Raw genomic sequence first — 18,860 nt, forward strand, 5'->3', positions numbered from 1 at the left:
TCCTTGCCGGTTACGGAAGCGCGGCTGCCTTCACGGCAGTCACGGCGGCGGCGTATTGGTTGACGAGGTGTTGGACCGAGGCGGCCGACATATCCAGCACCGGCTTCGGATAGAAGCCGAACAGGATGGTCAGCACAACGAACGGCGCGAGGATGACCGACTCGCGGAGCGTCAGGTCCTTGATCGAGGCGAGCGCCGGCTTGGTCAGCGCGCCGAACACCACCTTGCGATACAGCCACAGCGCATAGGCGGCCGACAGGATCACGCCGAGCGCCGCGAAGGTCGCGGTCGGGATGTTGGTCCGGAAGGTGCCCATCAGCGTGAGGAATTCGCCGACAAAACCCGAGGTGCCCGGCAGGCCGACATTGGCCATGGTGAAGACCAGGAACACGAAGGCGTAGATCGGCATCCGGTTGACGAGGCCGCCATAGGCGGCGATCTCGCGGGTGTGCATCCGGTCGTAGATCACGCCGACGCAGAGGAACAGCGCGCCCGACACGATGCCGTGCGAGATCATCTGGAACACGCTGCCGGCGACGCCCTGGGTGTTGCCGGCGAAGATGCCCATGGTGACGAAGCCCATATGCGCGACCGAGGAGTACGCAATCAGCTTCTTGATGTCCTCCTGCATCAGCGCGACCAGCGAGGTGTAGACGATCGCGATGACGGAGAGCGTGTAGACCAGCGGCGCGAAATACAACGACGCGTCGGGGAACATCGGCAGCGAGAAGCGCAGGAAGCCGTAGCCGCCCATCTTCAGCATGATCGCGGCCAGCACCACGGAGCCTGCCGTCGGCGCCTCGACGTGCGCGTCGGGGAGCCAGGTGTGCACCGGCCACATCGGCATCTTCACCGCGAACGAGGCGAAGAATGCCAACCACGCCCAGGTCTGCAGGTTGCGCGGCAGCGCGGTGGTCATCAGCGTCGGGATGTCGGTGGTGCCCGCCGTCCAGTACATCGCCATGATGGCCAGCAGCATCAGCACCGAGCCGAGCAGCGTGTACAGGAAGAACTTGAACGACGCGTAGACCCGCCGCGGGCCGCCCCAGACGCCGATGATCAGGAACATCGGGATCAGGCCGCCTTCGAAGAACAGATAGAACAGCACCAGATCGAGCGCCGAGAAGGTGCCGATCATCAGCGTTTCCAGCACCAGGAACGCCATCATGTATTCGCGGACCCGGAACGTCACCGACTTCCAGCTCGCGAGGATGCAGAACGGCATGATCGCGGTGGTGAGGATCACGAGCGGCAGCGAAATGCCGTCGAGACCCATGTGGTAGGTGATCGTGTTGCCGAGCCAGGGCGCCTTTTCGACGAACTGGAAGCCCGGGTTGGACGCATCGAACCGCGCCACAAGGATCAGCGACACCGCGAAGGTGATCAGCGTGGTCCACAGCGAGATCCAGCGTGCGTTGCGACGCGCGGCCTCGTCGTCGCCGCGGGCCAGATAGACCAGCATCGCGCCGACCAGCGGCAGGAAGGTGACGACCGACAGGATCGGCCAAGTCATGATTGAAGCCGACATTACCGGCCTCCCCCGCCGAGCATGAACCAGGTGATCAGACCGGCCACGCCGATCAGCATCGCGAACGCGTAGTGATACAGATAGCCGGTCTGCAGCTTGACGACCCCGCGGGTGACGTCGAGCACGCGGGCCGAAATGCCGTCGGGGCCGAACCCGTCGATCAGCATGCCGTCGCCCTTCTTCCAGAGCTGCCGGCCGATCCACTTCGCAGGCCGCACGAAGATGATGTCGTACAGCTCATCGAAGTACCACTTGTTGAGCAGGAACCTGTAGAGCAGCGGATGCTGGCTGGCGAGCTCCACCGGCAGATACGGCCGGCGGATGTAGAACAGATACGACACCAGGAAGCCCACCACCATCATCACCGTTGGCAGATAGGCGATTCCGGCCGGGATGTGGTGCATCTCCTCGATGATGCCCGGGTGCATCTTCAGCGAGTCGCGGAAGAACTCCTCGATGCCGTGCCCGGCGAACACTTCCTTGAACGGATAGCCGGCCGCCAGCGCGCCGAAGGCTAGCACGAACAGCGGGATCGTCATCGTCAGCGGGCTCTCGTGCGCGGCTTCGTAGTGCTTACGATCGGCCGGCTCGCCGTGGAACGTCTTGAAGATCAGACGCCACGAGTAGAACGAGGTCAGCAGCGCCGCGACGACCGTCATCAGGAAGCCGTAGAACGCCATCGGATTGTGCGAGACGTAGGCCGCCTCGATGATCGCGTCCTTGGAGAAGTAGCCGGCGGTCAGCGGGAAGCCGGTCAGCGCCAGGGTGCCGATCACCATCACCGCATAGGTGAACGGGATGCGGTCCTTCAGGCCGCCCATGTGGCGGATGTCCTGCTCGTGGTGCATCGCATGGATCACCGAGCCGGCGCCCAAGAACAGCAGCGCCTTGAAGAAGGCATGCGTGAACAGATGGAACATACCGACCGAATAGGCCCCAGCCCCCAACGCCACGAACATGTAGCCGAGCTGCGAACAGGTCGAATACGCCACGATCCGCTTGATGTCGTTCTGCACCAGACCGATCGTCGCCGCGAACAACGCGGTGGTGCCGCCGAAGAACATCACCACGGCCTGCGCGGTCGGGGCCAGTTCGAACAGCGGCGACATCCGGGCGACCATGAAGACGCCCGCGGTGACCATGGTGGCGGCGTGGATCAGCGCCGACACCGGGGTCGGGCCTTCCATCGCGTCCGGCAGCCAGGTGTGCAGCAGGAACTGCGCCGACTTGCCCATCGCGCCCATGAACAGCAGCAGGCAGGCCAGCGTCAGCGCGTCGGCGTGCCAGCCGAAGAAGTTGATGGTCTTGCCGGTGAGCCCAGGCGCGGCTGCGAAGATGGTGTCGAAATCGGTCGACGCGACCAGCACGAAGATCACGAAGATGCCGAGCAGGAAGCCGAAGTCGCCGACGCGGTTGACGACGAAGGCCTTGATGGCGGCGGCGTTGGCCGACGGCTTTTGATACCAGAAGCCGATCAGCAGATAGCTCGCCAGACCGACGCCTTCCCAGCCGAAGAACAGCTGCAGTAGGTTGTCGGCCGTCACCAGCATCAGCATGGCGAAGGTGAACAGCGACAGGTAGCCGAAGAACCGCGGACGATGCGGGTCTTCGTGCATGTAGCCGATCGAATACAGATGGACGAGCGACGACACCGTCGTCACCACCACCAGCATCACCGCGGTCAGCGTGTCGACGCGCAGCGTCCAGGCCACCTGCAGATCGCCCGAATTGATCCAGGGCATCACCGGAACGCGGATGTCGTGGTGCATGAAGCCGACGTCGACCAGCGTCACCCAGGACAGCGCTGCCGAGATCAGCAGCAGCGTCGTGGTGACGATCTCGGCCAGACGGGAGCCGGCGGCAGCCGGTTCGACCGGGCCGTGGGCGTGATCGTCATGAGCGTGGCCCCCATGAGCGTGGTCGTCGTGACCATGCGCCGCGTGCGCGTGGGCGTCGTGGCCGACCGGCTCGGAATGGGTCTCGTGGATCACCGCGGCGTCGCCGCCGACGGGCGCCGCGTGACCATGACCGTGTCCGTGGTCGTCATGATGTTCGACGGTGTCGCCGCTCGGGTTGCGGGCGTGCGCACCGACCAGCGCAATGACGGCCGCGATCAGCGCGCCGATCAGCGGCAGGAATACGATAGCCTGGATCATGCGCGCGCCTTCGCCTTGAGCCGGATCGCGTCGCGGGTCAGCGACGGGTGATGGACGATCATGCCCTAGCCCTTCATCAGGTTGATATCTTCAACCGCGATCGTGCCGCGGTTGCGGAAGAACACCACGAGCACCGCGAGGCCGATCGCGGCCTCGGCCGCGGCCACGGTCAGCACCAGAAGTGCGAACACCTGCCCGACGATGTCGTTGAGAAAGATCGAGAACGCCACCAGGTTGATGTTCACGGCGAGCAGGATCAGCTCGATCGACATCAGGATGATGATGACGTTCTTGCGGTTGAGGAAGATGCCGAGGATGCCGAGCGTGAACAGGACGGCGGCGACCGACAGGAAGTGACCCAGACCGATCTCGTTCATCGCACCCACTCCGCGGAGTCGCTTTCGGACAGTCCCTGCCCCGGCTTCACCTGACGGATCGCCATGGCGGTTTCCTTCGACCGGGCGTTCTGCTCGGAGATGACCTGCCGCTTCACCGACTTCTTGTGGCGCAGCGTCAGCACGATCGCGCCGATCATCGCCACCAGCAGGATCAGACCCGAGATCTGGAAGTAGTGGATGTAGCGGGTGTACAGCACCAGGCCGAGCGCCTCGGTGTTGGTGACGTCCGTCGGGATCGGCGCCGTGATCGTCTTGGTGACGGTCGGCGTGATCACCCAGCCGCCGGCGAGCAGCAGCAGCTCGGCGAGGAAGATGAAGCCGATCAGCAGGCCGAACGGCAGATATTCGAGGAAGCCCTCGCGCAGCCGGCTGAAGTCGACGTCCAGCATCATGATCACGAACAGGAACAGCACCGCGACGGCGCCGACATAGACCACGATCAGGATCATCGCCAGGAATTCGGCGCCCATCAGCACGAACATGCCGGCGGCGTTGACGAACACCAGGATCAGGAACAGCGCCGAGTGCACGGGGTTGCGCGCGAACACCACCATGACGGCGGCGGCGATCGCGGCGCCGGCGTAGAGATAGAAGAACAGGACTGGCATGGACATGGCGTCAGCTCACCGGTACGGCGCGTCGAGTTCGATGGACTTGGCGATCTCACGCTCCCAGCGATCACCGTTCGCGAGCAGCCTGGCCTTGTCGTAGTACAGCTCTTCGCGGGTCTCCGTGGAGAACTCGAAGTTCGGCCCTTCGACGATGGCGTCCACCGGGCAGGCCTCCTGGCACAGACCGCAATAGATGCACTTCACCATATCGATGTCGTAGCGCACGGTGCGGCGAGTGCCGTCGTTGCGCCGCGGACCGGCCTCGATGGTGATCGCCTGCGCCGGGCACACCGCTTCGCACAGCTTGCAGGCGATGCAGCGCTCTTCGCCGTTGGGATAGCGGCGCAGCGCGTGCTCGCCGCGGAAGCGGGGCGAGATCGGATTTTTCTCGAAAGGATAATTGATCGTCGGCTTCGGCTTGAAGAAATAGCGCATGGCGAGGAAGAACGCCGATACGAATTCCGTCAGCAGCAGCGAGCGCGCGGTTGCGTTGATATTCATCAGGGCCTCATTTCGGCGCGAGCCCGCCAAATTGCAGGACGGCGGCGACGATCACCACCATCGCCAGCGACAGCGGCAGGAACACCTTCCAGCCGAGCCGCATCAGTTGGTCGTAGCGGTAGCGCGGCACGATCGCCTTCGCCATCGCGAACATGAAGAACATGAACAGGACTTTGAGCGCGAACCAGACGATGCCCGGCACCCAGGTGAACGGGGCGTAAGGCACCGGCGGCAGCCAGCCGCCCAGGAACAGGATCGTGCCCATCGCGCACATCGTGACGATGGCGACGTATTCGCCGAGCATGAACAGCAGATACGGCGTCGACGAGTATTCGACCATGAAGCCGGCGACCAGTTCCGATTCCGCTTCGACGAGATCGAACGGCGGGCGGTTGGTCTCGGCCAGCGCCGACACGTAGAACACCACGAACATCGGGAACAGCGGCAGCCAGTACCAGCCGAGCATGCCCCACTTCGAGTTCTGCGCCTCGACCACTGCGGTCAGGTTCAGCGAACCGACGCACAGCAGCACGCAGATCACCACGAAGCCGATCGAGACCTCGTAGGACACCATCTGCGCGGCCGAGCGGAGCGCCGCGAGGAACGGATACTTCGAGTTCGACGACCAGCCGGCCATGATGATGCCGTAGACCGACAGCGACGACACCGCGAGGATGAACAGCACGCCGACATTGATGTCGGCGATCACCCAGCCGGCGCTGACCGGGATGACGGCCCAGGCCGACAGCGCCAGCACGCAGGTGACCAGCGGCGCCAGCAGGAACACGCCCTTGTTGGCGCTGTCCGGAACCGTCGGCTCCTTCAGCACGAACTTGAGCAAGTCCGCGAAGGATTGCAGCAGGCCCCAGGGGCCGACCACGTTCGGGCCGCGCCGGATCTGCACCGCCGCCCAGATCTTGCGGTCGGCGAGCAGGATGTAGGCGATCGAGATCAGCAGGATGACCAGCAGCAGCACGCTCTGGCCGATCACGATGATCAGCGGCCACAGGTTGGTCATGAAGAAATCAGCCATCGGTCCTGCCTATTCCGCCGCCGTCAGCATCTGGCCCGAGGCGAGACGGGAGCATTCCGCCATCACCGCGGAGGCCCGCGCGATCGGGTTGGTCATGTAGTAATCCGCAATCGCCGGCTTGAGCGGCGCCTTGTCGATGCTGCCGCCCGCGGCGGCTAGCGTGCGCACGGCACCGGCGTCGCCGGCCTCGATCTGGTCGACCCGCATCAGATGCGGCGCGGCGGCGAAGATCGCCTTGCGCAGCGCCGCGAGCGAGTCGAAGGGCAGCTTGGCGCCGAGCGCCTCGGACAGCGCGCGGATTATCGCCCAGTCCTCGCGCGCGTCACCCGGCGGGAACGACGCGCGATTGGCGATCTGCACCCGCCCCTCGGTGTTGACGTAGGTGCCCGACTTCTCGGTGTAGGCCGCGCCCGGCAGGATCACGTCGGCGCGGTGCGCGCCGCGGTCACCGTGGGTGCCGATATAGACGACGAAGGCGCCGTCCGGCAGCTTCACCTCGTCAGCACCGAGCGAGAACACGACATCCATCGCGTCCTGCGTGGTCATCTGCGCCAGGTCCTTGCCGCCCTCGCTTGGCACGAAGCCGATGTCGAGCGCGCCGACGCTGGAGGCGGCCGGATGCAGCACGGCGAAACCGTTCCAGCCGTCCTTGAGCGCGCCGATGTCGGCCGCGAGCTTGGCGGCCGCCGCCAGCAGCGCCGCGCCGTCGCGCCGCGAGGTCGCCGCAGCTCCGATCAGCACGATCGGGTTCTTGGCGTTCTTCAGCGTCTCGGCGAACGAGTGCTTGCCGGCCGCCAGATCCGCGAGCGTGTCGGCGCCGGCGCCGAGATAGTCGTACGAATAGGTCAGCTCGGACTGCTCGCCGATCACGCCGATCGCCAGCTGGCCGGTCCGCCAGCGCTTGCGGATGCGGGCGTTGAGGATCGAGGCTTCCTTGCGCGGGTTGGAGCCGATGATCAGCAGCGCATCGGCCTGCTCGATGCCGGCGATGGTCGGATTGAAGATGTAGGACGCCCTGCCCGCCTTCGGGTTGAACGCCGCGACGCTCTCGGCCGCCAGGTTCGACGAGCCGAGCTGCGCCAACAGTTGCTTCAGCGCGAACATTTCCTCGACCGCGGCGAGATCGCCGGCGATCGCGCCGATCTTCTTGGCGTCGGCATTGGCGATCCTGGCCTTGATCAGGCCGAACGCCTCCGGCCAGCTCGCCGGGCGCAGCTTGCCGCCGCCGCGGACGTAAGGCTGATCGAGTCGCTGCGTGCGCAGGCCGTCGACGATGTGACGGGTCTTGTCGGAGATCCACTCCTCGTTGATCGCCTCGTTGACGCGCGGAAGGATGCGCATCACTTCGCGGCCGCGCGTATCGACGCGGATCGCCGAGCCGACGCCGTCCATGACGTCGACCGACTGGGTCTTGCCGAGCTCCCACGGCCGCGCCGCGAAGGCGTAGGGCTTCGAGGTCAGCGCGCCCACCGGGCAGATGTCGACGAGGTTGCCCTGCAGCTCCGAAGTCAGCGCGCTCTCGAGATAGGAGGTGATCTCCATGTCCTCGCCGCGACCGGTCGCGCCCATCTCCGGCACGCCGCAGACTTCGGCGGCGAAGCGCACGCAGCGGGTGCACTGGATGCAGCGGTTCATCGAGGTCTTGACCAGCACGCCGAGATACTTGTCCTCGACCGCGCGCTTGTTCTCGGCGAACCGGCTGGTGTCGACGCCGTAGCCCATCGCCTGGTCCTGCAGGTCGCACTCGCCGCCCTGATCGCAGATCGGGCAGTCGAGCGGATGGTTGATCAGCAGGAATTCCATCACGCCCTCGCGGGCCTTCTTCACCATCGGAGTCTTGGTGTTGATCTCCGGCGGCTCGCCGTTCGGGCCCGGACGGCAGTCGCGCACGCCCCAGGCGCAGCTCGCCACCGGCTTCGGCGTGCCCTTCAGCTCGACCAGACACATCCGGCAGTTGCCGGCGATCGACAGCCGCTCGTGATAACAGAACCGCGGAATCTCCGCGCCGGCCTGTTCGCAGGCCTGCAGCAGCGTGTATTCCGGCGGGACCTCGACTTCCTTGCCGTCGACGATGAGTTTCATCACTTGCTTGTCTTCCATCTTTCGCATTCCGCGAAACGACTACTAGCATCTCGGCGCGTTATCGCGACCAACTCCTGAACCTGTTCGCCATAAGTAACAAGGTCAACATCCGCAAGCGTTTCGCAAAGATATTGAGAGTGCTCGCCCATCCGAGATTGGCAAGCAGACCTCCAGCCTTGTTCGTCACCCATCGCAATAAGCACCTCTTCGCAGGTATAGAGGAGATGCGTAACGAATGATGTGTACTGGCCGAAATCAACACCGCCACTTCGCTTCAGATGGCGATAATCAGGCTCGGCTAGATTTGGATACTTCAGCTCAATCTCAATATGCGACCGAAACATCTGCCGCGCCGCCGACTCTCGTGCCTTTTGAGCCGAGTCACGATTGTTAGTTTTGATCGTCTGCAGTTGCGACCAAACAACCGCAAGAGCAACCCCAGCGATCGCCGCCGAAGCAATCTGCGAATAATTGCCCCTCCGCTGCCAAGGTTGATCGGGCGACCCCAGAGTCATCGCGTTACTCCGCCGCCACCATATGCGCCGGATCGAGCACGCCCTGGTCGTCGAGCGTGGCCTTGCGCGAGAAATCGTCGATGCGGCGCTCGATCTCCGGACGGAAAGCGCGGATCAGGCCCTGGATCGGCCAGGCCGCGGCGTCGCCGAGCGCACAGATGGTGTGACCTTCGACCTGCTTGGTCACTTCGAGCAGCATGTCGATCTCGCGCTTATGGGCGCGGCCCTCGACCATGCGGCTGAGCACGCGCCACATCCAGCCGGTACCTTCGCGGCACGGCGTGCACTGGCCGCAGCTCTCATGCTTGAAGAAGTAGCTGATGCGGGCGATCGCGGCGACGACGTCGGTGGACTTGTCCATGACGATGACGCCGGCGGTGCCGAAGCTCGACTTCACCGCGCGGGTGCCGTCGAAGTCCATGATCAGCTCTTCGCAATCGGCCGCCGGGATCAGCGGACAGGATGCGCCGCCGGGAATGATCGCGAGCAGATTGTCCCAGCCGCCGCGAATGCCGCCGCCGTGCTTCTCGATCAGTTCGCGGAACGGAATGCTCATCGCCTCTTCGACGACGCACGGCGTGTTGACGTGGCCGGAGATGCCGTAAAGCTTGGTGCCAACGTTGTTCGCCCGGCCGATCGAAGAGAACCACGCTGCGCCGCGGCGCAGAATGTCCGGCGCCACCGCGATCGACTCGACGTTGTTCACCGTGGTCGGGCAGCCGTACAGGCCGACGTTCGCCGGGAACGGCGGCTTCAGCCGCGGCTGGCCCTTTTTGCCTTCGAGGCTTTCCAATAGGGCGGTTTCTTCGCCGCAGATATAAGCGCCTGCACCGTGCGCGACATACAGATCGAACGGATAGCCGTGGACGTTATCCTTGCCGATCAGCTTGGCCTCGTAGGCCTGATCGATCGCCGCCTGCAGATGCTCGCGCTCGCGGATGAATTCGCCGCGCACGTAGATGTAGCCGGTGTGCGCGCCCATGGCGCAGCCGGCGATCAGGCAGCCCTCGACCAGCGTATGCGGATCGTGCCGCATGATCTCGCGGTCTTTACAGGTGCCCGGCTCGGATTCGTCGGCGTTGACGACGAGGTAGCTCGGACGGCCGTCGGCGTTGTCCTTCGGCATGAAGGACCATTTCAGGCCGGTCGGGAAGCCGGCGCCGCCGCGGCCGCGCAGTCCCGACGCCTTCATCTCGTTGATGATCCAGTCGCGACCCTTGTCGATGATCGCCTTGGTGCCTTCCCACTGGCCGCGACGGCGCGCGCCCTTGAGGCCCCAGTCGTCGAGGCCGTACAGGTTCCGGAAGATGCGGTCCTTGTCGTCGAGCATGGCTTGCGACGTTCCCTGTCAGCGATTCGATTGCATGTAGGCGAGTCCGGCAGCGCATCCCCCGAAGGTGAGCGCCCAGATCAGGCTCGACTCGAATGTCGCGCTGAGCGCGTAGCGCTGCAGCACGAAGATGAAGACGGCCGCGATGACGGCGTGCATCGCGATGTAGAGCGGCTTGCTCATCGGTACGATCCCCTCGGCCCTGCTCCGGCCGACTCCCATCGGCGTGATCATGGCGGGTTCTTTTCGGTCGCGTCGGCGGCCGGTGCCTTCGGCGCAGGACGCTCCTGCACGTTGGCAGCTGCGCCGGAGCGCTTCGGCTCATGGTCGGTCAGCGCCGGCCCATCATTGTTGCCTGGCTCGGAATTGTTGCCTGGCTCGACGTTGATGCCACCGGTCTTCAGCGTCGTCGGGCCGGTGATCGGCGCGGCGTATTGCCGGCCGTTCTGCGGACCCGGCTTCGGCGGATTGCCGGCAGCGAAGCCGTCGATCACCTTGTTCAGCAGCTCCGGCGTCAGGTCCTCGTAGGTGTCCTTCCAGATCTGCACCATCGGCGCGTTCACGCAGGCGCCGGCGCACTCGACCTCTTCCCACGAGAAGTCGCCATCGGCGGACAGATGGAAGGGATCGTGATGAATGCGATTCTTGCAGACTTCGATCAGTTCGCCGGCACCGCGCAGCATGCAGGGCGTCGTGCCGCAGACCTGGACGTGCGCCTTCTTTCCGACCGGATTGAGCTGGAACATCGTGTAGAAGGTCGCGACTTCCAGCGCGCGGATGTAGGGCATCTCGATCATGTCGGCGATGACACGGATCGCAGCTTCCGGCAGCCAGCCGCCGCACTGCTCCTGCGCCCGCCACATCATGGCGATCACCGCCGAGAACTGCCGGCCGGGCGGATATTTGGCGATCTCGCGCTGCGCCCAGGCGAGGTTGTCCTCGGTGAAGGCGAAGCTGGCGGGTTGCTGCTCTTTCGGAGCCAGACGACGGACGGACATGATCAGTTTCTCATCGCGCGCTTGGCCGCGCTCGCATTCAGGTTTTCGATTCGGGCCTGCCAGAACGCGCTCGCAGTGCCGACGACGTTGTAGCCGACATTCGACGCGACCTTGATCCGGTCGAGGATGGCGAGGTCGACGACGGCCTCGAACTTGTTGCTGCCGGGGTCGTAGACCACCAGCTTCAACGGCGTATTATCGAGGATGAAGCGCGATACGGTGTGTGCCCGGTCGCTGCCGTGTTCCTCGCAGAGAATTGCGGTGTCGCCCTGCAGCAGTCGCTCGCCGCCGCGGATCGCGTCGATCTCGACGCCTTCGACGTCGAGCTTGACCAGGTACTTGCCGCCGACGGCGAGCCGACCGTCGTCGATCAGGTCGTCAAGCCGGATCACCGGCACTTCCTCGCCGCCAGCGTCGTCATGACCGACGATACTCAGCGCCTCGTGCTTGGTGCCCGACAGCCGCGCCGTGCCGCGCGTCGCCCCGATCGCGCATTTCAGCGTTTCGAAGCGGCTTCCATTGATCTTGGCGTTGTTCGCCAGCCGCGCGTAATTGGCCCGCGACGGCTCGATCGCGATGGTGCGATGCGCCCCGAACGGACGGCTCGACACCAGCACCGACCAGTAGCCGTAGTTCGCGCCGCAATCGACGAACGTGTAGTCGACGTCGGACGAATGAGCGAACAGCAGATCGAGCTCGATCTCGTAGCGATACGACCGCTCGAGCAGCTTGCTCCAATAGCCGTCGCCGTACGGGAACACGAAGGTGGCGTCGGGATTGAGCTTGATCGCAATGTCACGCTCCGGCAACGCTTTGCGCATCAGGTTCGCCGCGGCGTTGTAGCCGCGATACGAGAACGTCGACGAGACGCGAGCGCCCATCACCAGTGCGCACGCGGCCATGCGCTCGAGGGCGCTTGCCCCCTCGAGAGCGCCGGTCGCGCGGTCGAACTGGATGGGCGCGGGCGGCATCACCGATCGACCTCTCCGAACACGATGTCGAGCGAGCCGAGGATGGCCGACACGTCCGCCAGCAGGTGGCCGCGGTTCATGTAGTCCATCGCCTGGAGATGCGCGAAGCCCGGCGCGCGGACCTTGCACTTGTACGGCTTGTTGGTGCCGTCCGAGACCAGGAACACGCCGAACTCGCCCTTCGGCGCCTCGACCGCGACGTAAACCTGACCGGCCGGCACGTGGAAGCCTTCGGTGTAGAGCTTGAAGTGATGGATCAGCGATTCCATCGAGCGCTTCATCTCGGAGCGGCGCGGCGGGAAGATCTTGTTGTCGTCGACCGCGACACGGCCCTGCCCGTCCGGCGCGCGCAGCTTGGCGATGCACTGCTTCATGATCTTGACCGACTGGCGCATCTCTTCGACGCGGATGCAGTAGCGGTCGTAGCAGTCGCCGTTCTTGCCGATCGGAACGTCGAATTCCATCTCGGCGTAGCACTCGTAGGGCTGCGCCTTGCGCAGATCCCAGGCGGCGCCCGAGCCGCGCACCATCACGCCGGAGAAGCCCCACTTCCAGGCGTCGTCGAGCGAGATCACGCCGATGTCGACGTTGCGCTGCTTGAAGATGCGGTTGTTGGTCAGTAGCGTTTCGAGATCGTCGACGGTCTGCACGAAGTTGTCGCACCAGACGTCGATGTCGTCGGCCAGCTGCTTCGGCATGTCCTGATGCACGCCGCCGACGCGGAAATACGCCGCGTGCATCCGGCTGCCGGAGACACGCTCGTAGAACATCATCAGCTTTTCGCGCTCTTCGAAGCCCCACAGCGGCGGGGTCAGCGCGCCGACGTCCATCGCCTGGGTGGTGACGTTGAGCATGTGCGACAGGATGCGGCCGATCTCGCAATACAGCACGCGGATCAGCTGGGCCCGGCGCGGCACCTCAATGCCGAGCAGCTTCTCGGTTGCCAGGCAGAACGCGTGTTCCTGATTCATCGGCGCGACGTAGTCGAGCCGATCGAAATACGGGATCGCCTGCAGATAGGTCTTGGCTTCGATCAGCTTCTCGGTGCCGCGATGCAGCAGGCCGATATGCGGATCGACGCGCTCGACGACTTCGCCGTCGAGCTCCAGCACCAGGCGCAACACGCCGTGCGCCGCCGGATGCTGCGGACCGAAATTGATGGTGAAGTTGCGGAGACCTGCGGCCTCGGTCGCGGCGTCAGCCATGGGGCAAGCTCCGCTTGCTGGCGAATAGCGAATGGCGAGTAGCGAATGGCGTCACGGCTTCACCCCGGCCTTTTCGTCTCCCGGAAGGACCGGATAGTCGGCGCCTTCCCAGGGCGAGAGGAAATCGAACTTGCGGAATTCCTGGTTGAGCCGCACCGGCTCGTACACCACCCGCTTCTGGTCGTCGTCGTAGCGCACCTCGACGAAGCCGCTGAGCGGAAAGTCCTTGCGCAACGGATGGCCGTCGAAACCGTAGTCGGTCAGGATCCGGCGCATGTCCGGATGGCCGGTGATGACGATGCCGTAGAGGTCATAGACCTCGCGTTCGAACCAGTCGGCGCCCGGGAACTCGGTGATGATCGACGGCACCATCGTGGTCTCACCGACCTGCCCGACCAGCCGCACCCGTTCGTTCAGCGTCGGCGACAGGAAGTGATATACCATGTCGAACCGCAATTCGCGGCCCGGATAGTCCACGGCGGTCACGTCGATGACGCTGATGAAGCGGAACCGCGGATCGTCGCGCAGCACCCGCACGATATCCACGACCTTCTGCGGATCGATCGTGACCTCGAGCTGGCCATGCGCAACCGAGTGACCGATCGCTGCGCCTGGCAAGGCGGCCACGATCGTCTGACCAAGGGTGTCGAGCCCGTTGTCGTCCATGAAGCAGCCTTCTCAGCGTTCGATCGTACCGGTCCGGCGGATCTTCTTCTGCAACAGCAGCATGCCGTACAGGAGAGCCTCGGCGGTGGGCGGGCAGCCCGGCACGTAAATATCGACCGGAACCACGCGATCGCAGCCGCGAACGACTGCATAGGAATAGTGATAATAGCCGCCGCCATTGGCGCACGAGCCCATCGATATGACGTAGCGCGGCTCCGGCATCTGATCGTAGACCTTGCGCAGCGCAGGCGCCATCTTGTTGGTCAGCGTGCCGGCGACGATCATCACGTCGGACTGGCGCGGCGAAGCGCGCGGCGCGAAGCCGAATCGCTCGGCGTCGTAGCGCGGCATCGACAGCTGCATCATCTCGACCGCGCAGCAGGCGAGACCGAACGTCATCCACATCAGCGAGCCGGTGCGCGCCCAGGTGATCAGGTCGTCGGTCGCGGCAACGAAGAAGCCCTTGTCGGACAGCTCGCGATTGACGTTCTGGAAAAACGGATCGTCGGCACCGATCGGCTTGCCGGTGTTCGGATCGATGATGCCGCGCGGCGCCGGTGCGATCAGCGGCTGAGCGCCGACCGGGCCGGCCGAAGGCGTCTGCTGCATCGAGGCTGGCCTCAATCCCATTCGAGTGCACCCTTCTTCCACTCATACGCGAAGCCGACGGTGAGCACACCGAGAAACACCATCATCGACCAGAAACCGGTCGCTCCGAGCTTCCCGAACGTCACGGCCCAGGGAAACAGAAACGCGACTTCGAGATCGAAGATGATGAAGAGGATCGCGACCAGATAAAACCTCACATCGAACTTCATGCGGGCGTCGCCGAAAGCGTTGAACCCGCATTCATAAGCTGAGAGTTTTTCCGGATCAGGCTGCTGATAGGCGACGGCAAAAGGCGCCACCAGGAGCACGAAGCTCAGACCAGCTGCTACGACGATAAATACCACGATGGGCAGATAGCTCGGCAGAATGCCGCTCATTACCGTTCCCTATCCCGCGGTTTGCACCGCCGCAGACTCGTTTGCATTTGAATTGTTCTACCGCTTAGCGCAGTGCAACAGGGGGCGCAAGGCAAGCTGTGTTGACAACGGGGTTGCGGCCTATCCTGACAAGACATGGGTTCTCCCGGACACATGCACAAACTGCGGTTCACATCTTCACGTCTCTCTCGGCGCTGCGGTTCACCGCACCTCGGCGTACGCTCGAACTGACTGAACGACCGTCCGCCGTTCAGGCTCCAGAGCCGCCCCGGCAATCCAATGAACACCGCCCCCGCCGCTGCTGGGCAACCACTGTCCCAGAGATGACGATCAAGCGCGAGCGCCGCGGAACCTGGATCCCCGCATTTCTGAGTTGATCAGGGAATCGCCGGGCGCTCCACGGCCTTCCGCCCCGTATACGGGCCGGAAACCATATCCGCAGACCACGAAACCATTTCCAATCCCGGCGAAACTATCCTGAAACACACGTCTCGTAAGACTCCCGCCATCGAAGCAGCAGCAAGCTCCTTCGTGGGAGGCGGCAGATGAATCACTCCATTCATTCGGCGGATCGTGCGACGCACCTGAAGATCGTGGTGGTGGCCCTGGTGGCCGGCATTGCGGTCGCAGCGTTCGGAATTTCCGCGCGGGTCACCTCCGACTACAGCCAGACTGCCCATGTGGTGAAAGCCACCAAGCAGATCACCGTCACCAGCTCCGAAACCTCGACGGTGAGATAAGCGCGCAGATCGTTCCGCGCATCGCGCCTCACGCAGGGTTGACGGCGGCCGCCCAACGGGCGGCCTTTTTGTTGGTTGATTGCGGGCCGAGGAGCACCGCCTGATCGCCTCGGGCCGATTCTGATCGCAACGCGACACATCGGCGTCCCCAACTTCTCCGCAACATGCTGAACGAAATGCAAAGACGCCCTCGCGGGCAACACGGGCCGTTGGCGGCATGCGTTCGCGTCCGCGGATCATGCCGATCCTCAGCCAATCACAGCCAGCGCAAGGCCCAGGACGCAGCACACAATGCAGCGCGGTTCGGCAGCGAAGAATTCAGACGACAGCGATTTCGGTGATTTCTGCGGTTTCGCCAAACGCCTGACTTAACAAGGCTGAATGGCGCGAGAGACGGGGCTCGAACCCGCGACCTCCGGCGTGACAGGCCGGCGCTCTAACCAACTGAGCTACTCCCGCGTGGTTTGCGTCCCGCGCAGGCGGTCGATCTACCGGGGCGCCATCCGCAAGTCAAGCCGATTGCGCGAAGGTTGTGGGTTGATGCGCGATGTATTGCAAATGTCCTTTGCTGCCGGCGGTTTTTGAACAGCCAATGCGAAAAATGCACTGTTTTCAGGCCAAACAGCGGATGCAGGCGCCACCCGAATCGTTTAAGCCCTGCTACGTCTTAGTTTCCTAAGCCGCTAGAAAACCCGGAGGGCTAAATATGGCGAAGAAAGCAGTCGCGAAAGCCGCGACCCCCACGACCGTTACCCTGAAGCATCTCGCCGCCGCGCTGGCCGAAGAGCACGAGCTGTCGAAGAAGCAGACCGAAGCGATTCTCGGCGACATGGTCGCCCGCATCACCAAGCACCTGAAGAAGGGCGAGCGCATCCGCATCGTCGGCCTCGGCATCCTCCAGGTCCGCAAGCGCGCCGCCCGCACCGGCCGTAACCCGGCCACCGGCGAAACCATCCAGATCAAGGCCAGCAAGAAGGTCGCGTTCCGCGCCGCCAAGGAACTCAAGGAAGCCGTCTAAGCTTCCGCCTATAGGGTTTCCCTTTACGACCCTCGCCATCCCGGGCGGCTCAGCGGCCGCCCGGGATGGCGATCCTAAGCCCGATTGGCGGGCGCAGATGAATGATTAAGTCCGGCGGTCCCCGACGTGAGCGATTCACCGACCCGCACCCCCTTCTTGAGCAACGACGCCTTCAGCCACGGCGTCATCGAACGCTTCCTGCGCTACGTCGCGATCGACACCCAGTCCGACCCCGCCTCGCCGACCTGCCCCTCGACCGACAAGCAGAAGAATCTCGGCGCCCTGCTGGCGCAGGAGCTGCGTGACCTCGGCCTCGCCGATGCGCATCTCGATGAGCACGGCTACGTCTATGCGACGATCCCGGCGACCACCGACAAGCCGAACGTCCCGGTGATCTGCTTGTGCTCGCATATGGACACCTCGCCCGATTGTTCAGGCGAAGGCGTCAAGCCTCAGATCGTGAAGAATTATCAGGGCGGCGACATCGTCCTGCCGGCGGATCCGAACCAGGTCATTCGCTTTGCCGAGCACCCGGCGCTGGCGCAGCAGATCGGCCACGACATCATCACCACCGACGGCACCACTTTGCTCGGCGCCGACAACAAGGCCGGACTCGCCGAGATCATGGACGCTGCGGCATTCCTGATCGCGCATCCACAGATCAAGCACGGCCCGCTCAAGATCCTGTTCACGCCCGACGAGGAGATCGGCCGCGGCGTCGACAAGGTCGACCTCAAGAAGCTCGGCGCCGACTTCGCCTACACGATGGACGGCGAGACTGCCGGCAACATCGAGGACGAGACCTTCTCGGCCGATGGCGCGGTCGTCACCATCACCGGCGTCAGCGCCCATCCGGGCTTTGCCAAGGGCAAGATCGAACACGCCATCAAGATCGCCGCGGCGATCGTCGAGCGGCTGCCGAAGGATACCTGCTCGCCCGAGACGACCGAAGGCCGCGAAGGCTTCCTGCATCCGATCGGAATCACCGGCACGCTGGAGCAGGCCACGCTGAGCCTGATCGTCCGCGACTTCGCCGAGGCTGGCCTGCAGGAGAAGGCAGCGCTGCTGCACCGGATCGTCGACGAGGTGATGCGCGGCTACCCGCACTCCACCGCGACGGTCGAGATCAAGCCGCAGTACCGCAACATGAAAGAGGTGCTCGACCGCCACCCCGAACTGGTCGAAAACGCCCGCGAAGCGATCCGCCGCGCCGGCCTCGAGCCGGTCACCACCGCGATCCGCGGCGGCACCGATGGCTCGCGGCTGTCCTTCATGGGCCTGCCCTGCCCCAACATCTTCGCCGGCGAACACGCCTTCCACTCCCGCCTCGAATGGGTCAGCCGCCAGGACATGGAGGCCGCGGTGCGAACCATCGTGCACCTGGCGATGATCTGGGAAGAGCGGGCGTAGCGGGCACTGTCTCGTCATGCGTGACGTGCTGGGTGACGACCCATCGACACCAGAAGGCGCACCATGGTTGTGACCCGAATCGTCGCGAACGTTGCTACTACGCAGTTGGATGCAGCCAAGGCGTTCTATGGGGATATCCTTGGCATGACGGTCGCGATGGATCACGGCTGGATCGTCACCTTTGTCGGCCACGGCTCCGCGACGCCCCAGATCAGCTTCGCCGCCGAGGGCGGCTCCGGCACGCCAGTGCCCGACCTGTCGATCGAGGTCGAAGATCTCGCCGACATCCATCGGCGCGTTGTCGCGGCAGGCTACGCGATCGAATATGGCCCCGCCGATGAACCGTGGGGCGTCCGACGCTTCTACGTGCGCGATCCCTTCGGCCGGCTGCTGAACATCCTCAGCCACGCCTGAGTGGCGTCTGGTGACAGAGCGAGGGTGGCAGAGCGAGGGTGCGGCGCTACGGGGCAGCGCGTGGTGGGCGGCGAGAGATTCGAACTCCCGACCCTCTCGGTGTAAACGAGATGCTCTAACCAGCTGAGCTAGCCGCCCGCCCCGTCTGTTTACCCTCTCGGCGGGACGCGATGCAAGGTCACCCGCTTGATCGGCGGCCCCGGCTCGGCAACCCTCCGCCGTCCCCTTCCCCTCGCTTGATGTCGGACCTGACCTCCCCCCCCCCCCCCCCCCCCAACCCCCCCCCCCCGGGGGGGGG

Annotated in this window: 20 protein-coding genes and 2 tRNA genes; 4 read left to right on the forward strand and 18 right to left on the reverse strand. The window is 64.4% G+C overall.

Translation table 11 applies throughout. The features are described from left to right. Positions 1-10: 10 nt before the first annotated feature. The 16 genes from LPW26_RS19930 to LPW26_RS20005 all read right to left on the reverse strand — a co-directional run bounded on the left by LPW26_RS19930 (position 11) and on the right by LPW26_RS20005 (position 14,980). Positions 11-1,528, reverse strand: a complete 1,518-nt coding sequence (locus tag LPW26_RS19930) for an NADH-quinone oxidoreductase subunit M (RefSeq protein WP_238737368.1) — start codon at positions 1,526-1,528, stop codon at positions 11-13. Further along, a complete protein-coding gene (nuoL, locus tag LPW26_RS19935; protein ID WP_238737369.1) occupies positions 1,528-3,684 on the reverse strand; it encodes an NADH-quinone oxidoreductase subunit L in 2,157 nt (718 codons plus the stop codon). Before nuoL ends, LPW26_RS19930 begins: the two co-directional genes overlap by 1 nt. A 65-nt stretch (positions 3,685-3,749) precedes the next feature. After that, the gene (nuoK, locus tag LPW26_RS19940) at positions 3,750-4,061 is read right to left on the reverse strand and encodes an NADH-quinone oxidoreductase subunit NuoK (protein WP_054160652.1); all 312 of its coding nucleotides are present in this window, start codon (positions 4,059-4,061) and stop codon (positions 3,750-3,752) included. Next, a complete protein-coding gene (locus tag LPW26_RS19945) occupies positions 4,058-4,696 on the reverse strand; it encodes an NADH-quinone oxidoreductase subunit J (protein ID WP_238737370.1) in 639 nt (212 codons plus the stop codon). Before LPW26_RS19945 ends, nuoK begins: the two co-directional genes overlap by 4 nt. Positions 4,697-4,705: 9 nt before the next feature. Beyond that, positions 4,706-5,194, reverse strand: a complete 489-nt coding sequence (gene nuoI, locus LPW26_RS19950; protein ID WP_238737371.1) for an NADH-quinone oxidoreductase subunit NuoI — start codon at positions 5,192-5,194, stop codon at positions 4,706-4,708. Between the two features lie 7 nt (positions 5,195-5,201). Beyond that, positions 5,202-6,227: an NADH-quinone oxidoreductase subunit NuoH gene (gene nuoH, locus LPW26_RS19955; protein WP_238737372.1), complete on the reverse strand. Its 1,026-nt coding sequence runs from the start codon at positions 6,225-6,227 to the stop codon at positions 5,202-5,204. A 9-nt stretch (positions 6,228-6,236) separates the two neighbouring features. Continuing rightward, the gene (gene nuoG, locus LPW26_RS19960; protein WP_238737387.1) at positions 6,237-8,312 is read right to left on the reverse strand and encodes an NADH-quinone oxidoreductase subunit NuoG; all 2,076 of its coding nucleotides are present in this window, start codon (positions 8,310-8,312) and stop codon (positions 6,237-6,239) included. Next, positions 8,309-8,824, reverse strand: a complete 516-nt coding sequence (locus tag LPW26_RS19965; RefSeq protein WP_238737373.1) for a hypothetical protein — start codon at positions 8,822-8,824, stop codon at positions 8,309-8,311. Before LPW26_RS19965 ends, nuoG begins: the two co-directional genes overlap by 4 nt. A 4-nt stretch (positions 8,825-8,828) precedes the next feature. Continuing rightward, the gene (gene nuoF, locus LPW26_RS19970; RefSeq protein WP_238737374.1) at positions 8,829-10,154 is read right to left on the reverse strand and encodes an NADH-quinone oxidoreductase subunit NuoF; all 1,326 of its coding nucleotides are present in this window, start codon (positions 10,152-10,154) and stop codon (positions 8,829-8,831) included. An 18-nt stretch (positions 10,155-10,172) separates the two neighbouring features. Continuing rightward, entirely contained in the window at positions 10,173-10,337 is a 165-nt protein-coding gene (locus tag LPW26_RS19975) for a hypothetical protein (protein WP_406677966.1), read from the reverse strand. Between the two features lie 47 nt (positions 10,338-10,384). Beyond that, complete coding sequence (gene nuoE / locus LPW26_RS19980) at positions 10,385-11,152, reverse strand: NADH-quinone oxidoreductase subunit NuoE (RefSeq protein ID WP_238737375.1); 768 nt, start codon at positions 11,150-11,152, stop codon at positions 10,385-10,387. A 2-nt stretch (positions 11,153-11,154) separates the two neighbouring features. Beyond that, positions 11,155-12,123: an FkbM family methyltransferase gene (locus LPW26_RS19985; RefSeq protein WP_238737376.1), complete on the reverse strand. Its 969-nt coding sequence runs from the start codon at positions 12,121-12,123 to the stop codon at positions 11,155-11,157. After that, positions 12,123-13,328, reverse strand: a complete 1,206-nt coding sequence (locus tag LPW26_RS19990; protein ID WP_238737377.1) for an NADH-quinone oxidoreductase subunit D — start codon at positions 13,326-13,328, stop codon at positions 12,123-12,125. Before LPW26_RS19990 ends, LPW26_RS19985 begins: the two co-directional genes overlap by 1 nt. Positions 13,329-13,379: 51 nt before the next feature. Beyond that, on the reverse strand, positions 13,380-13,994 hold the full coding sequence (locus tag LPW26_RS19995) for an NADH-quinone oxidoreductase subunit C (protein ID WP_238737378.1): 615 nt from the start codon (positions 13,992-13,994) through the stop codon (positions 13,380-13,382). Between the two features lie 12 nt (positions 13,995-14,006). Continuing rightward, positions 14,007-14,603 (reverse strand): NuoB/complex I 20 kDa subunit family protein, encoded by a 597-nt coding sequence (locus LPW26_RS20000; protein ID WP_238737379.1) that lies wholly within the window; start codon positions 14,601-14,603, stop codon positions 14,007-14,009. 11 nt (positions 14,604-14,614) lie between these two features. Beyond that, positions 14,615-14,980: an NADH-quinone oxidoreductase subunit A gene (locus LPW26_RS20005; protein WP_238737380.1), complete on the reverse strand. Its 366-nt coding sequence runs from the start codon at positions 14,978-14,980 to the stop codon at positions 14,615-14,617. A gap of 545 nt (positions 14,981-15,525) precedes the next feature. Between LPW26_RS20005 and LPW26_RS20010 the strand changes: the two genes are divergently transcribed. Further along, entirely contained in the window at positions 15,526-15,720 is a 195-nt protein-coding gene (locus tag LPW26_RS20010; protein ID WP_238737381.1) for a hypothetical protein, read from the forward strand. 382 nt (positions 15,721-16,102) lie between these two features. Here LPW26_RS20010 and LPW26_RS20015 read toward each other — a convergent pair. After that, positions 16,103-16,179, reverse strand: a tRNA-Asp gene (locus LPW26_RS20015). Between the two features lie 247 nt (positions 16,180-16,426). Here LPW26_RS20015 and LPW26_RS20020 point away from each other — a divergent pair. The 3 genes from LPW26_RS20020 (at position 16,427) to LPW26_RS20030 (ending at position 18,562) form a co-directional block, all read left to right on the forward strand. Next, positions 16,427-16,738 carry an HU family DNA-binding protein gene (locus tag LPW26_RS20020; protein WP_238737382.1) on the forward strand — a complete coding sequence of 104 codons (312 nt, stop codon included), beginning with the start codon at positions 16,427-16,429 and terminating at the stop codon, positions 16,736-16,738. 126 nt (positions 16,739-16,864) lie between these two features. After that, positions 16,865-18,148 carry a peptidase T gene (pepT, locus tag LPW26_RS20025; protein WP_238737383.1) on the forward strand — a complete coding sequence of 428 codons (1,284 nt, stop codon included), beginning with the start codon at positions 16,865-16,867 and terminating at the stop codon, positions 18,146-18,148. A 63-nt stretch (positions 18,149-18,211) separates the two neighbouring features. Then, a complete protein-coding gene (locus tag LPW26_RS20030; protein ID WP_238737384.1) occupies positions 18,212-18,562 on the forward strand; it encodes a VOC family protein in 351 nt (116 codons plus the stop codon). A gap of 61 nt (positions 18,563-18,623) precedes the next feature. Here LPW26_RS20030 and LPW26_RS20035 read toward each other — a convergent pair. Continuing rightward, positions 18,624-18,700: transfer RNA gene (locus LPW26_RS20035), tRNA-Val, on the reverse strand. Positions 18,701-18,860: the final 160 nt, after the last annotated feature.

It is taken from the genome of Rhodopseudomonas infernalis, assembly GCF_022271405.1.
GTDB lineage: Bacteria > Pseudomonadota > Alphaproteobacteria > Rhizobiales > Xanthobacteraceae > Rhodopseudomonas > Rhodopseudomonas infernalis.